General features: G+C 66.3%; 14 protein-coding genes and 2 pseudogenes. 6 read left to right on the plus strand and 10 right to left on the minus strand.

Annotation, left to right across the window (positions count from 1 at the left end; genetic code table 11):
• Positions 1 to 10: 10 nt before the first annotated feature.
• The 3 genes from TSB10P1A_RS00840 to TSB10P1A_RS00850 all read left to right on the plus strand — a co-directional run bounded on the left by TSB10P1A_RS00840 (position 11) and on the right by TSB10P1A_RS00850 (position 2547).
• Positions 11 to 970: a tripartite tricarboxylate transporter substrate binding protein gene (locus TSB10P1A_RS00840; RefSeq protein ID WP_371515063.1), complete on the plus strand. Its 960-nt coding sequence runs from the start codon at positions 11 to 13 to the stop codon at positions 968 to 970.
• A 63-nt stretch (positions 971 to 1033) separates the two neighbouring features.
• Positions 1034 to 1465 (plus strand): tripartite tricarboxylate transporter TctB family protein, encoded by a 432-nt coding sequence (locus tag TSB10P1A_RS00845; protein ID WP_186386008.1) that lies wholly within the window; start codon positions 1034 to 1036, stop codon positions 1463 to 1465.
• Between the two features lie 17 nt (positions 1466 to 1482).
• Positions 1483 to 2547, plus strand: coding sequence for a 4-oxalomesaconate tautomerase (locus TSB10P1A_RS00850; protein WP_186386009.1), 1065 nt, complete (start codon positions 1483 to 1485; stop codon positions 2545 to 2547).
• Positions 2548 to 2628: 81 nt separating this feature from the next.
• On the opposite strand, the gene TSB10P1A_RS00855 is transcribed toward TSB10P1A_RS00850, so the two are convergent.
• The 4 genes from TSB10P1A_RS00855 to TSB10P1A_RS00870 are packed head-to-tail and all read right to left on the minus strand — an operon-like array spanning position 2629 to position 7066.
• Positions 2629 to 3489, minus strand: a complete 861-nt coding sequence (locus TSB10P1A_RS00855; RefSeq protein WP_186386010.1) for an amidohydrolase — start codon at positions 3487 to 3489, stop codon at positions 2629 to 2631.
• Positions 3490 to 5427 (minus strand): TRAP transporter fused permease subunit, encoded by a 1938-nt coding sequence (locus tag TSB10P1A_RS00860; RefSeq protein WP_208986983.1) that lies wholly within the window; start codon positions 5425 to 5427, stop codon positions 3490 to 3492.
• Positions 5428 to 5458: 31 nt separating this feature from the next.
• Positions 5459 to 6385 carry a TAXI family TRAP transporter solute-binding subunit gene (locus TSB10P1A_RS00865; RefSeq protein ID WP_186386012.1) on the minus strand — a complete coding sequence of 309 codons (927 nt, stop codon included), beginning with the start codon at positions 6383 to 6385 and terminating at the stop codon, positions 5459 to 5461.
• A 27-nt stretch (positions 6386 to 6412) separates the two neighbouring features.
• The gene (locus tag TSB10P1A_RS00870; protein WP_186386094.1) at positions 6413 to 7066 is read right to left on the minus strand and encodes a TetR/AcrR family transcriptional regulator; all 654 of its coding nucleotides are present in this window, start codon (positions 7064 to 7066) and stop codon (positions 6413 to 6415) included.
• 125 nt (positions 7067 to 7191) lie between these two features.
• Here TSB10P1A_RS00870 and TSB10P1A_RS00875 point away from each other — a divergent pair, with 125 nt between their 5' ends.
• Entirely contained in the window at positions 7192 to 7923 is a 732-nt protein-coding gene (locus TSB10P1A_RS00875; protein WP_186386013.1) for a transporter substrate-binding domain-containing protein, read from the plus strand.
• Between the two features lie 117 nt (positions 7924 to 8040).
• On the opposite strand, the gene TSB10P1A_RS00880 is transcribed toward TSB10P1A_RS00875, so the two are convergent.
• The 3 genes and pseudogenes from TSB10P1A_RS00880 to TSB10P1A_RS23950 all read right to left on the minus strand — a co-directional run.
• The gene (locus TSB10P1A_RS00880) at positions 8041 to 8835 is read right to left on the minus strand and encodes a cyclase family protein (RefSeq protein WP_186386014.1); all 795 of its coding nucleotides are present in this window, start codon (positions 8833 to 8835) and stop codon (positions 8041 to 8043) included.
• The gene (locus TSB10P1A_RS00885) at positions 8832 to 9698 is read right to left on the minus strand and encodes an SDR family NAD(P)-dependent oxidoreductase (protein WP_371515064.1); all 867 of its coding nucleotides are present in this window, start codon (positions 9696 to 9698) and stop codon (positions 8832 to 8834) included. Before TSB10P1A_RS00885 ends, TSB10P1A_RS00880 begins: the two co-directional genes overlap by 4 nt.
• Positions 9699 to 9704: 6 nt before the next feature.
• Positions 9705 to 9968, minus strand: a pseudogene (locus TSB10P1A_RS23950) (Zn-ribbon domain-containing OB-fold protein); the annotation flags it as partial.
• On the opposite strand from TSB10P1A_RS23950, the pseudogene TSB10P1A_RS23955 reads away from it, so the two are divergent.
• Positions 9962 to 10012, plus strand: a pseudogene (locus tag TSB10P1A_RS23955) (hypothetical protein); the annotation flags it as partial. The pseudogenes TSB10P1A_RS23950 and TSB10P1A_RS23955 overlap by 7 nt on opposite strands.
• 72 nt (positions 10013 to 10084) lie before the next feature.
• Here the strand turns inward: TSB10P1A_RS23955 and TSB10P1A_RS00890 are convergent.
• Genes TSB10P1A_RS00890 through TSB10P1A_RS00900 form a run of 3 tightly spaced genes read right to left on the minus strand, consistent with a single transcriptional unit; the run spans position 10085 to position 12516 of the window.
• Entirely contained in the window at positions 10085 to 11266 is a 1182-nt protein-coding gene (locus tag TSB10P1A_RS00890) for a thiolase family protein (protein ID WP_186386016.1), read from the minus strand.
• A gap of 9 nt (positions 11267 to 11275) precedes the next feature.
• Positions 11276 to 11707 (minus strand): organic hydroperoxide resistance protein, encoded by a 432-nt coding sequence (locus TSB10P1A_RS00895; RefSeq protein WP_186386017.1) that lies wholly within the window; start codon positions 11705 to 11707, stop codon positions 11276 to 11278.
• Entirely contained in the window at positions 11704 to 12516 is an 813-nt protein-coding gene (locus tag TSB10P1A_RS00900) for an aspartate/glutamate racemase family protein (protein ID WP_186386018.1), read from the minus strand. Before TSB10P1A_RS00900 ends, TSB10P1A_RS00895 begins: the two co-directional genes overlap by 4 nt.
• A 273-nt stretch (positions 12517 to 12789) precedes the next feature.
• On the opposite strand from TSB10P1A_RS00900, the gene dctP reads away from it, so the two are divergent.
• Positions 12790 to 13782 (plus strand): TRAP transporter substrate-binding protein DctP, encoded by a 993-nt coding sequence (dctP, locus tag TSB10P1A_RS00905; RefSeq protein WP_244292893.1) that lies wholly within the window; start codon positions 12790 to 12792, stop codon positions 13780 to 13782.
• Positions 13783 to 13790 lie beyond the last annotated feature (8 nt).

The following is a 13790-nucleotide window of genomic DNA, read 5'->3' on the forward strand; positions in this document are numbered from 1 at the left end:
GTTCAGACTGATGCGACATGCGAAAAAGGTCGTGGCGACGATCGCCCTTGGCGCGGCCTTCGCCATTCCTGCGGCGCAAGCTGCGGACTTTCCCGAAAAGCCGGTGACGCTCGTGGTGTGGTCGGGTGCGGGCGGCGCGCTCGACGTCTATGGCCGCAAGCTTGCCGAACTCCTGGAGAAGGAGGCGGGATGGACCGTCAAGGTGGAGAACAGGCCGGGCGGAACCGGCGCCGTCGGCATGTCCGCCGTGCTCACGCAGCCGGCGGACGGCTACAACATCCTCGTCCACACCGGCGCGCTGACCTTCGGCATCGCGCAGGGCCTGATCCCCTTCAAGCTGGAGGATCTTCGCTTCCTGCGGGCGATGCAGTCCGAGCCGTCATCGCTTGCGGTGAGAGCCGATAGCCCGTTCCAGAGCGCGGAGGAGTTCATCGCCCACATGAAGGCCAACCCCAATGGGTTGAGAATAGGTGGCCACGCGCCGGGCGGCTTCCACCAGTACATGCTCTACCAGCTGATGCAGCAGGGCGAATTCGAGAGCGGCTGGATACCGCATGATGCGTCGGGCAAGGTGGCCCTGGCGCTGATGGGCGGTCATATCGATGCGGCGATGATGACCCCGTCCAGCGGACTGGCACAGGTCGAGGCCGGTCAGATCAGGCTCCTTGGCATCTCCACCGACGAGCGCTCGGACTATTTCCCCGATACGCCCACGTTCAAGGAACAGGGCTATGACCTCGTGGACGAGATCTGGCGCGGGATCGCCGTGAAGGCAGGCACGCCGGACGAGGCGGTGAACGCCATCCAGAAGGCCATCGACAAGGTCACCGCGTCTCCCGAATGGCAGACGTTCCAGGCGGACCAGAAACAGGAAAGCCCGGATTGGCAGGAGGACGAGTTCACCGCCAATGTCGGCAGGCAGCTTGACAGCCAGGCGGCATTCCTGAAGGCCGCAGGTATCACCCAGTAACGGATGCGGGCGGCGGCGTCCGCGCCGTCGCCCGTCATTCGACCCCGACCACGGAGAACGGTCATGACGCGCTGGTTTCATTTCCTTGCCGCCGTGGGCTTCCTCGGCTGGAACGGGTTCTTTCTCGTCAGCGCACTGTCGCTGCCGGCCAGCGCTTCGCGCGGGGATGTCGGGCCGGCGGAACTGCCCGTCGGCATCGCCGCAGTCGGCATGGCGCTTGCCGTTACCTATGCCGCCGCGGCGCTTCTCGGCCGCGAGGGCGGCATCGACGGCGCGCTGTCCATCAGGCCGCTGATCTTCGCCCTGCTGTTCGCCGGCGTGATCCTGGCCGCGCCCCATACAGGCCTTGCGGTGGCTCTGGCGGCGGCTGTCGCGCTGGGTGTCGTGCTCATCGATGGAACCGCCGCAATTCTGCGGGCGGGGGCCGCCGGTCTCGGGGCCTGGGCTCTTGCCGCTTTGGGTTTCGGCGGACTGCTCGGCCTGCCTCTGCCCTGACGCCTGTATGGAGATGAGTGATGGATGACGGTATTGCCTGTATGATGATGCGCGGCGGCACGTCGAAAGGCGCCTATTTTCTCGCCCGGGATCTGCCGGAGGATGGCGAGGAGCGTGACCGACTGCTCCTGTCGATCATGGGCTCGCCGGATGCGCGCCAGATCGACGGCATCGGCGGGGCGGACCCGCTCACCAGCAAGGTGGCCGTGATCCAGCCGTCCAAACGGCCGGGTATCGATGTCGACTACCTGTTCCTGCAGGTCTTCGTCGACCAGCCACTGGTCAGTTCCGGCCAGAATTGCGGCAACATCCTTGCCGGCGTGGCTGCCTTCGCCGTGGAGCGGGGGCTGGTCCGGGGCGCGGACGGGGAGACGACCGTCACCGTCTTCATGGAGAACACCGGTCAGACGGCGCGCGCCACCATCCCCACCCCTGGCGGGAGACCGACCTATCGGGGCGCGGCGGCGATCGACGGAGTTCCCGGCGGGGCCGCCCCGGTGCTCCTGAGCTTCGCCGATGCGGCCGGCTCCACCTGCGGCGCACTCCTGCCCACCGGCCGCGCCTGCGACGAGATCGAGGGCGTAGCCTGCACCTTGATCGACAACGGCATGCCCGTTGTCGTCCTCAGGGCCGAGCATCTGGGCATCAGCGGCTACGAGACGCGCGAAGAGCTGGAGGCGAACGCGGATCTGCGCGCCCGTCTGGAGCGTATCCGCCTTGCCGCCGGCCCGCTGATGAACCTCGGCGACGTTGCCGAGAAAAGCGTGCCGAAGATGACGATGGTCGCCCGGCCGAGCAACGGCGGTACGATCATGACGCGGACCTTCATCCCCCACCGCTGCCATGCCTCGATCGGCGTGTTCGGCGCGCTCAGCGTGGCGACCGCCTGCCTCCTGCCGGGTTCGCCGGCACACGCCCTGGCCTCGATCCCCGAAGGAGACCGCAAGGCATTGCGCGTGGAGCACCCGACCGGACAGTTGGAGATCGTCGCCGCCATGGACGAGACCAGCGGTGAGATCCGCGAGGCGGCCTTCGTGCGCACCGCGCGCAAGCTGTTCGACGGCCGGGTCTTTCCACGCTGACCTACTGGAGAGGGAGAGGACGGACGCGGCGGTGCTTTCCGTCTTCTCCCGCTTTTTGCCTCCTCGCGGGTCTTGCAGCCGTCAGGACCAGTACAGCCGCGTCGGATTGTCCACCAGAAGCGCCTGAAGCTGCGCGGGTTTTGGCGCGATGATCTGCAGAAGATCGACCAGCGCGCCGTCGTCCGGCATGTCCTTCTTGATGTTGGGATGCGGCCAGTCCGTGCCCCAGAGAACGCGGGCGGGAAAGCTCTCCACCAGAAGCTTCCCGTATCGTGCCGCGTCGTGAAAGGGCGGTCCGGTGCGCGAAACGCGCTCGGAGCCGCAAACCTTCACCCAGAAACGTTCGTCTTCCATCAGGTCAAGGAGAAGCCGGAAGGCAGGCTGGTCGACACCCGCGCTGGCGTCGATCCGTCCCATGTGATCCACCACCATCGGCAGGTCGAGCGTCTTCAGGAAAGGCGCCAGTTCTTCCAGCCTGTGCGCGTCGAAATGGACGACAGCATGCCAGCCGAGCGGGATGACCTTGGCGACGATCGCCCGGATCGCGGCAAGATCGGCGGGAGCGCCGAGATGAGCCACGAAGTTGAAGCGAACGCCCCTCACGCCGCCCTCGTGCAGCGCCTGCAGGTCTTCCTCCGTAACGTCACGCTCGACCATCGCGACGCCGCGATAGCGGCCGCCGGCCGCGGCGATGGCGTCCAGCATCGCGCGGTTGTCGGTGCCGTGGCAACTCGCTTGTACCAGCACAGAACGCTCGATCCCGAGATGCCGATGGAGGGCGAAAAGCGTCTCCTTCGGCGCGTCGATGGGGGTGTAGGTCCGCGACGGGGCAAACGGGAAGCGGGCCGCCGGGCCGAACACGTGGCAATGGGCGTCGCAGCTCCCGGCGGGCAGCACGATTTCGGGCTTCTTCGGATTTTGGTGAAACGGCAAAGCAGTCATTTATGGTCTCTGGTTGCGGGGAATCCGAGGGTCGGGCCTGGCCGCGGTGTTTGCGCTCCTGAAGACAGCGCCGACCAGCACCGCAAGCCCGACCGCGCGAGCGGCCAGGGTAAGCGCGTCGGTGGCGTCGACTGCCGTCGGCCATGCGACCAGAAGGGCACCTGCGGCGAAAGCGATCCTTTCGAGCCCGCTCAGGGGCCGCACGAGCCAGCCCGCGAACGCCACCGAGAGGCCGGCGATTGCGAGGGTGGCGAGCACGATCGAAATGGCGATCTGCATGCCGGTGCCGGTCATCAGGAGGCCGGGCATGGTCACGAAAGCAAAGGGCACCAGCAGCTTCACGAAGCCGAGGCGCATGGATTCGACCGCTGTGGCATTCGCGTCGGCGCCGGCGATGCTTGCCGCGGCGTAGGCCGCGAGCGCCACCGGCGGCGTGATCGCCGAGACCAGCCCGAAATAGAAGATGAACATATGTGCCACGATCGGCGACAGTCCGAGCCGCGTGAGCGCGGGTGCCACGAGGACAGCCAGAAGCAGATAGGCCGCCGATGTGGGCAGGCCCATGCCGAGCACGAAGGAGGCGAGTGCTGTCAGCAGCAGGATCGCCCACAGATTCGCCCCGCCCAACTCGACGATGAGGCTTGAAAGCATCAGGCCCATTCCGGTCAGGTTGAGCACCCCGATGACCACGCCTGCGGCGGCGACCGCCGCAACGATGGGGAGGGTTGCGGTCAGCGTGTTGCGGCAGACCAGGGCGAGGTCCAGCGGCCCCATCCGTGTCTCCTTGCGCCACGGGCTGATCAGAAGGGCGAAGGCAAGGCAGTGGACGGCCGCCTGGGTGGGCGTCATGCCGCGCATGAGCAACACGACGAGAGCGATCAGCGGCAGGAGGAGATATCCGCGCCGCGCCAGCGTCTCCCACAGAAACCGCCACCCGCCGGACGTGTCGCGCTCCAACCCCAGCCGGCCGGCTTCCAGCCGGACCGCGATCAGGAGAGCGAGAACGTAGAGCAGGCCCGGCACCAGCGCTGCAAGGGCGATCTGCTGGTAGGGCACGCCGATCATTTCGGCCATGAGGAAGGCCGCCGCTCCCATGATCGGCGGCAGGATCTGTCCCGCCGATGAGGCGGCCGCCTCGATGGCGCCGGCGAGCGTCGGCGAATAGCCGACGCGCTTCATGAGCGGGATGGTGAAGGTACCGGTGGTGACCACATTGGCCACCGCGCTGCCGTTGATGGTGCCGAGCATCGCGCTTGAGAGTGCGGCAGACAGACCGGGGCCGCCCTGCACGCGCCCGGTCAGGCCACGCGCAATGTCGACGAACACCTCGCCGGTGCCCATCTTCATCAACAGCGTGCCGAGCAGTGCGAACAGGAAGATGTATTCCACCGCCACACCCATGGGCACACCGAAGACGCCTTCGGTGGACAGGAACAGCGTGGAGGCGAGGCGCGAGATGTCATAGCCGCCATGGCCGTATTTGCCGGGAATGAGATACCCGAAATAGGCATAGGCAAGGGAGACGGCGGACAGCACCACCAGTGCCCGACCGAGGGTGAGGCGCACGAGGACGATCACGACGAGAAGCAGCGTGAGAAAGATGATCTCGTCCGTGCGGGTCGCGATCGCCCCGCGCATGATGACGTCCAGATAGGAATGCCAGAGATAAGGGCCCGGCACGAGGGCCCCGGCCGCCAGCAGATAGCAGGCGGCGCGGCGATAGCCGGGGCGCATGCGCAGCGCCGCCCCGGCAAGTCCCGCCGCCGCCACACCCGAAAAGAACAGGGAACGCAGGAGCAGTGCCGTTATGCCGCCGAAATAGGCGCCATAGACGACAAGGCCGGTGACCGCCAGCGCAAGCAGCGTGTAGACGATCGAGACCATTCCCGCTTCCCGCTTGCCGGTCAGATACCACGGCAGCCGGAGCTTGCTCATCATGTCGGCCATCGCAGGATAAAACCGGCCGGGACTAGCGGCGTTCATCGAAGTAGCGCTGCGCGCCCGGGTGAAGCGGGATCGGCGTGTTCGGCGCCGTTTCAAGCGCGATGGCGGCCGCCTGCGGGTGCACCTGCGCCAGGGTGTCGAGATGATCGAAGACCGCCTTCGTGATGCTGTAGATCGTCTCGTCCGGCGCGCTCTCGCTGGTGAAGAGGGTCGCGGGGTCGTTGATGGCGATCACCGGCGCGTCCTGGCCGCTATAGGTGCCGGCGGGGATCTCATAGGGCTGGTAGAAAGGGTAGCGGGCGACAAGATCTGCCAGCCGCTCGGTTTCCACGGGGATCAGCCGCATGTCCCGCTGGGCGGCGAGATCGATGAGAGCCGCGGTCGGGGCTCCGGCGAGCACCACCGTGGCATCGAGCGTGCCGTTCAGGAGGGCGCTGGTGCCTTCGGTGTAGGAAAGGAACTGTGCGGTGCCGGCGTCGAAGACGCCGTAGGCTTCCAGGATGCGCTGGGCGAGAACGGCGGCATTTGATCCGGGAGGCCCGAGATTGATCCGCTTGCCGGCAAGGCCTTCGATCGTTGCGATGCCGGACCCTGCGGTGGTCGCGATCTGCAGAACCGCCGGATAGAGATAAGCCATCGCAGAGACCGGCAGCGCCTGCTCGAAGGGACCTTCGCCGACGGAGGCTTCGTAGAGCGTGGAGGACGAAGAGAAGCCGAACGTCATCTGGCCGGCGGCGACCCGGCGGATGTTTTCCACCGATGCGCCGGTAACCTCGGCGCGCGCGGTGGTGCCTGCCATGTTCTGGTTGAGCAGATCCGCCACGCCGGCTCCGATCACGTAGAAGAGCCCGCCGGTGCCTCCGGTGCCGATGGAGATGCGCTCCTGCGCCACCGCCGGACCGGCAATTGCAGCGGCAAGTCCCGCCGCAAGCATTGTCTTGAGAAAATCCATGAAACCCTCCCTTGCTGTGTGATGTTCTTATTCGGTCGCCTGACGCGTCTCCTCCGCCAGGCCCCGGAAGCTCGCATAGCTTGCGCCGACGAGTTGATTGATCGCCGCCTCGTGGTCGCTGCCGTCGACCTCTCCGCCGGAAAGCCGCGTCACGCGCTCCGGATTGATGAGGGCGTAGTAGAGGCCGCCGAGCAGGAACTGGCTGCGCCAGACGAGCCCCTCGTGCGACGCACCCGGCACGCATTCGCCGATCGCCTCGAGAAAGGTCCGGCTCATCGCATCGAAGGCGTTGGCGATGATTGCGCGCGCATCCTCATTGCCTTCGGCGGACAGGACGGCGCGCATGCGGGTGAACTCGGCTCCTCCGCCGTCGTGATCGGAGGACGAGGAATAGGCCGGCACGATGTAGGCCCTGAGGATCGCCATCAGGCGTTCGTCCGGATTCTGGACGCGCCTTGCTTCTCCGAGCAGTTCCAGGCGGCGGCGGTTCATCGGCGCGGTGTGGCGATCGTAAATCTCGCGCAGGAGATTCGCCTTGGAGCCGAAATGATAGGTGAGGCTTCCCACGTTCACGCCGGCGGCCTTGGCAATCTCCCGCATGGAAACGGCGTTGTAGCCATTGCGGGAGAACAGCTTCACCGCAGCTTCCAGCAGCGCCTCTCGGATGTTTCCCTGTCGCATCTTCAATCTGACTGCTTGACCAAATTTCTTATACAAATGTACAAATAAGATGTTCGAGTCAACAGCCATTCCGATGGCGCATGGCTCCTGCTGACACAAACCCAATCCGCACGGGGCCTTTGCTCATGACCGAGACCGCTGCCACAGCCGCCATAGCCCGCGAAATCGCGCCAAAAGGTCGCCTGCGCGTCGCGCTCAACCATGGCAATGTCGTCCTGGTGCAGCGCGGCGGTGCGGATGGGGAGGCGCGCGGGATTACGGTTGACCTTGCGCGCGCATTGGCCGGTCGGCTCGGCCTCGACGTCGAATTCGTCCATTTTCCGCGCGCGGGCGACGTGACGGACAACGCTGGTGTCGATATCTGGGACGTGTGCTTTCTGGCCGTCGATCCCCAGCGGGCGGAGCAAATCGCCTTCAGCGCACCTTATGTCGTGATCGAAGGGTGCTACCTCGTTCCAGACGGGTCGACCGCGGCAACTGCGGCGGACGTGGACCGGCTGGGATTACGGATCGGCGCGGTGCGGGGCAGTGCCTATGCGCTGCACCTGGCGCGCACCGCCGAGGGCGCGCAGATCATAGCATTCCAGCACTTCACCGAGGCTGCCGAGGCGCTGGCGGATGGTTCGGTCGACGGCTTGGCCGGCGTGAGACAGGCCATGGAGCAGCACGCCTCGTCCACCCCCGGGTACCGGCTCCTCGAGCCCCCCTTCATGGAGATCAGGCAGGCGATGGGCGTTGTGGCGGGGCGCCCGAACGCGGCGGAATTCGTTCGCCAGTTCATTGACGAGATGCGCGCGAGCGGCCGCGTCGCCGAGGCGGCGAAGCGGCACGGCATCGAGGGCGTGACGTTGCCATGAGCCTGTGGCTTCAGCTTTTGCTCCGCGCGCCTGGAGCAGGCGCAGTCGCCGCGGGACCTTCACGACCAAGGGCTTGCGATGTGCGGCCGCGACCGACCGCCAAGGCACGACAGAGGGTCAGCCGTTCGACCCTTTTCCACTGACGAGAGCGAGCACGCGCAGCGGGCTGCCCGACCCGTTGAGGATCTTGAGTGGCGCGGTGATCAGGGTCGCGCCGGTTGCCGGCAACTGATCGAGGTTGCGCAGGCATTGCAAGCCGTATCGACCGGCACCGTGCAGGAAGTGGTGCGCCGGATGGGGCGGATTGAAATGCGCGGCCTGGCCGGCATCGGTGCCGATGGTCTCGGTGCCGAAGCCAAGGATGCCGCGCTCCTCCACCAGCCATTGCATGACCTGCGGATCGGGCCCTGGCGTATGCGCACCATCCGCTCTCAGGTTGGCATAATCTTTCGCGCTGCGCTTGGACCAGTCGGTGCGTAGCAGCACCCAGCTTCCGCTGGCGACCTGGCCGTGAACCCGCTCCCAGGCCTCCACGGCTGCTCGCGTCAGCAGGAAGTCCGGGTCGGCCGCCGCCTCGCGCGAGCAGTCGATGACGCAGGCCGGCGCGATCATGTGCTCCACGGGAAGCGTGTCGACGGCATTGTTTGGCAGGGTCCTGCCCGTGTGCCAGTGGATCGGCGCGTCGAAATGGGTCCCGGTGTGCTCGCTCAAGGTGATGTTGTTCCAGTACCATCCCGGCCCGTCCGCGTCGTAGCGGGATATCTGCTGGATGCGCAGGGGAGAGGCCTGTCCGAACTCGGGCGGCAGCACGATCACCGGAAACTCCGGCGACAGCGTGAAGGTGAGATCGACGAGGCGCAGCGATCCCGCTGCGATGGCGGCCGCAATGTCGTGTGGCGTGAAATCGGTCATTGTCCTGCCTGTCCGTTGCCCTGACGCGCCAGCTCGTGTTCCAGTGCCTTGGGGTTGGCCTGCAACCTGCGCCGGACATCCTCCGCAACGTCCCCGACGAACACATCCTCGATGCCCCTGTCCAGGGCCGACACGATCGCCTTGGCGAGGGTCTGCGGTGCGACCTTGGGCGGCGGCACGGTCTGGAACCATTCGGTGTCGAGCGGCCCCGTGAAGAAGTTGATGACGCGGATTCCGCCGGGTCGCATCTCCGCGCGCAGGCAGTGCGACAACGACAGGCAGGCGGCTTCCACCGCGCTGAAGGTGCCGTAGGCGGGCCAGTTGGCGAGAGCGTAGACGGAGAACAGGTTTACCCATGCGGCGGCACTGTCGATACCGTCCGCGCCCCTGCCGCGCATCGCCGGACCGAAGGTCTGCGCCAGATGCACGAGGCCCAGATAGTTGTGCTCGATCTCGCTGCGGATCGTTCCGGTGCCGCGCCGGTCGAGAAGACCGCCGGGGCGGGCATACTCGGCGGTGTTGACAAGGATGTCGACCTTGCCGCCGATATCGGCGGCGAGATCCCGCACGGATCGTTCGTCGGTCACGTCAAGCGGGACGATCTCGCAGGATTGCGGCAACGCCTCGCCGTCGAAGGGCTTCCATGGCTCCGCGATGCCGACATGCACCGTCGCTCCCGCGGCCGCCAGAGCCGCCGCGGTCGCCCGGCCAACCGCGGTGCGTCCGTCCGTCACCAGCGCGCGGCGAAATTTCGGGGAAGCCGTCATCTCCCGCCATTGCGGGTCGTCCGCCGCGTCGGGGGGGATGTTGGCCGGCCGTGCGAATGCGGCGGCAAGGCCCGCCTTGTCCAGTTGCAGGGACATCGTCACCCGGTCTCCTTCCCCGCAACCGGCATGAAGATGCGCCAACACGACGGGGCCGCAATCGAGCTTGACCAGGGCGACGCGCCAGGGCGCGCGTTCCTTGAAATAGACATCGGCGGGGACGCGCACCGTCGTCTCGGAGACGACGAGACCGCCTGTCGGGGCGTCCTCCAGCGCAAGCTCGACCGACAGGCAGACGGGACAGGCATCGTGGGCGGGGTAACAGAACGTGCCACAGTCCCGGCAGCGCTGCAGGGCGAAGCGTCCTTCGGCAGCCGCCTTGGTCAGCAGCATCCCGGACCGGCTGCGGATGACCGGGGGGAGTGCCTGGCGTCTCGTGCGCTGCAAAGGGGTCCTGCGCGCGGGTTTCTGCAACGGTTCCACCATCACGACTCTCCCGCAAGGATCACCGCCCCGGAGGAGAGGCCGCGATCGTAGTTTATCATGCCAAAACCGGATGCGAGGCCAACCCGCGCACCCGGCACCTGTGTCGGTCCGGCGGTGCCGAGCACCTGGCGCACCGCTTCGGTGACCCCGAGATAGGCGCCGGCCGCGCCGGCTTGCCCGGCCGAGAGCTGGCCGCCGGAGGTGTTGTGCGGAAACGTGCCGTCGATGGTCAGATCGTGTTGCTGCACGAAGGCGGCGCCCTCCCCCTTCCTGCAGAATCCGAGGTCTTCCAGTTGCATCATCACGATGACCGGATAGTCGTCATATGTCTGCACGAAATCCATGCGATCCGGCCCGACGCCGGCCATCGCATAGAGGTCGTCGATGTCGGCGACCCAGCCGCCATGGTTCTGCACCACGTCGTCGAGGCGGGCATTGTGCCGTTCGATGGAGCCGAGGATGCGCGCGCCCTTTATGCCGGCGGATGCTGCGGTTTCCTCGCGCATGACCAGAAAGGCTTCCGCGCCGGCACAGGGCATGACGCAGTCGTAGAGATGGATCGGATCGGCAATGGGCCGGGCCGCCATGTACTGCTCCAGGGTCAGCGGCGTCTTCATCAGGGCGTTCGGGTTGCGCAGGGCATTGGCGCGCTGCGCGACCGCGATGCGCCCGAGATCCTCGCGGCGGACACCGAAGCGGTTCATGTAATGGCGGGCGATCAGCGCGAAGCTCGCATTGGCCCCGCCGGCGCCATAGGGATAGACGGCGTCCTGCGAGAAGCGAGAGAAATTCTCCAGGGTGCGACGGAACGAGTCCACGTGGTTGGTATCGCCGCCGACACAGGCGACCACATCGCAGTCGCGCGCCTGCACCGCGCGGGCCGCTCGGCGCAGCGCCGCGATGGCGCTCGCCCCGCCAAGCGGTATGTGGTCGAGCCAGCGCACGCTGAGACCGAGATGCTGGGTCAGGCCGATGGCGGTGTCCGGGCCGACGGTGAAGCTCGACAGGCAGAAGCCGTCGAAGTCGCGCGCGGAAATGCCGGAGGTTTCAGCCAGGGCACGCAGGGCGCGGGCTATCCACCAATGCGCGCTTTCGATCGAATAGCGCTCATAGGGGATCGTCACCGGCGCGGCGATCACCACTCCGTCATAGGGCGTTCTGGGGGAAGCGGGTTTGGGCATTGCAGCAGGTTACCCGTTGGCGATCGTCAGGACGACGTCGATGTTTCCGCGCGTTGCTTTCGAGAAGGGGCAGCGCTCATGCGCGCCGGCCACCAGCCTTGCCGCGGTGTCATGGCCAACACCCGGCATCGCGACCACGAGTTCGACAGCGAACATGTAGCCGCCATCGACGGCGCCGACCCCCACCTTTGCCGTTACGGCCGCATCGGCCGGGACCGCGACCTTGTCGAGCCGTCCGACGAGCTTGATCGCGCTGAGGAAGCAGGCGGCATAGCCGGCGGCAAAGAGCTGTTCCGGATTGGTGCCGCCGCCGCCTGGTCCGCCGAACTCTACGGGTATGGAGAGGGAGACATCCAGACGCCCGTCGCTGCTGGCGGCACGACCATCGCGCCCTCCGCTGGCCGTGGCCTCGGTGGCATAAACGATCTTCTCGGGCGTCATTTCAGGAAATCCTCTCGAAGGGAACGGGCAGGCGTACCTTGCGCGACAAGTTGGCGGAAGTCGTGCCTGGCGCGGTCGCCGGCAAGGCGGAAGCTCGGTCCCCGGCTCGGCTCGATGCCGCTGAGCGCCCGGAGCTGCCCCCACATCTCCGCCGATTTGAGGGCCACCGCCGCGCAGTTGAGAACGGGTGCGTGGCCGATCTTGAAATTGTGTTCTCCCCCGATCAGCAGGCCAGGCAGCACTCCGGCGGGCACGATCACATCGGCGCCGCGCTCCACCATCGTCCGGGCGCAGGCGGAGAACTGCGCCAGCAGCCGCTCCCTGGCAAGGTCGTCGCCGGCGAAGCAACGGTCGAAATCCTCCGGTCGGCACCCGAGGCCCGCAACGTGCTGGACCCGGCCCGCAAGGCCGTATCGTTCCGCCTGTTCGAGATGCCAAACCTCGAATGCCGGATCCAGCGTCACCAGCCCCAGGCGCCGGCCGAGCTGCGAGGCGGCCAGGAGCGTGGCTTCGCCGACCCCGACCACCGGGATCCTCAGGGCCGACCGGAGCTCGTAGAGGCCGGGGTCCTGGAAATGTCCCATGACATAGGCATCGAAGCCGTCGGCTTCCGCGCCGAGGCCGGCGTCCACGGCCTGTATGGCGCAACGAAACTCCGCCAGCCGGCCGAAATCTCGGTCGGAAGGGGACATGCCGAAGACGTCGACCCGCGTGCCGGGCGCCGCGATGTCGTTGAGAAAGGTTCGAAGCGTGTCCAGGTAGGACGCACCGACCGCCTCGTCGACGAAGCTCTGCCAGAAAATGCGCATCTAGCCTCCGCTCGCCAGCGAGGCGCGCCTTTGCGGCCGTTCGCCGCTCGCGAGCCGGGGTGACGTCCCGTGCCGACCTCCCTCCAAACCGTGGTGCACGCCTACCCTCCCGCTGCGATCAGTAGCTATAAAATTATGCATCAACATAGATTGACATATAAATCATATTACGCCTTACTGTCAATGCGCGGCAAGGGAAAACAGATAGATGCCCGGCCGCGAAGCTCGAGGAACGAGGGGAGCTAGGTGATGAGGAACAGTCGGTTTTCCTGCATGCTGCTGGGAGTGACAGCACTTGCCGGTGTCTTTGGATCGGGGGCGCTGACAAGCGCGATGGCCGCCGACAAGATCCGGGCCATCGTCGCTCTTCCGCTACCGATTTCAGACAATGTCGATTTCTTCGAGTACATCAAGCTCATCAACGAGCGCGGCAAGGGCATCGTCGAGATCGAGGTCGTCGGCGGTCCCGAGGTCATCCCGCAGGACCAGCAGGCGGATGCTGTCCGAAGGGGCATCGTCGACATGCGATATGGCCCGGCCACCCACAATCTGGGGGCCATGCCCGAAGCCGATGCTTTCGTCGGCTCGACGATTACGGCGGCGGAGGCTCGCGACAATGGCGGCTTCGACGTCATGCGGGATGCGTTCAGGAAGCGACTCGGCGTGGAGTTCCTCGCGCTCCTGAAGAGCGGGGTCGAGTTCCGCATCTATGTCACCCAGGAGCCGGCGCGAACCGAGGACGGCGGTGTCGACCTTGCCGGCTATCGCCTCCGCTCGATGCCGGTTTACCGCGCCTTCTTCGAGTCCCTCGGCGCGGTCCCGATCTCCGTGCCGATCGCCGATGTCTATACCGGACTGGAGCGCAACACGTTCGAGGGGCTGGGCGCTGCGGCCACCGCCGTTCTCGATTTCTCCTGGGAAAACTACCTCAAGTACCAGATCGAGCCCGGTTTTCTGCAGACCGACCTCGTCGTTCTGATGAACCCCGACAAGTGGGAGAAGCTGTCTCCGGAAGCCCGGCAGATCATCGAGGAAACGTCGATCGAATACGAAAAGACGTCGAACGAGAACGTGGCGGCGGCCATCACCGACGTCGATCGGCGGGCGGCTGAACTCGGCATCCGGAAGGTGACCCTCGAGGGCGAGGCGCGGCAGAAGTTCCTGGATGCCGCATATGGCGCCACATGGGACCGTCTGAAGGCGTCGGGCTCGGAATTCCACGATGCGCTGCGGGCCACGTATTTCCGGCCAGAGAAGCTCCAATAGCCAGACCG

It is taken from the genome of Stappia sp. TSB10P1A (genome assembly GCF_900185725.1).
Taxonomy (GTDB): Bacteria; Pseudomonadota; Alphaproteobacteria; order Rhizobiales; family Stappiaceae; genus Stappia.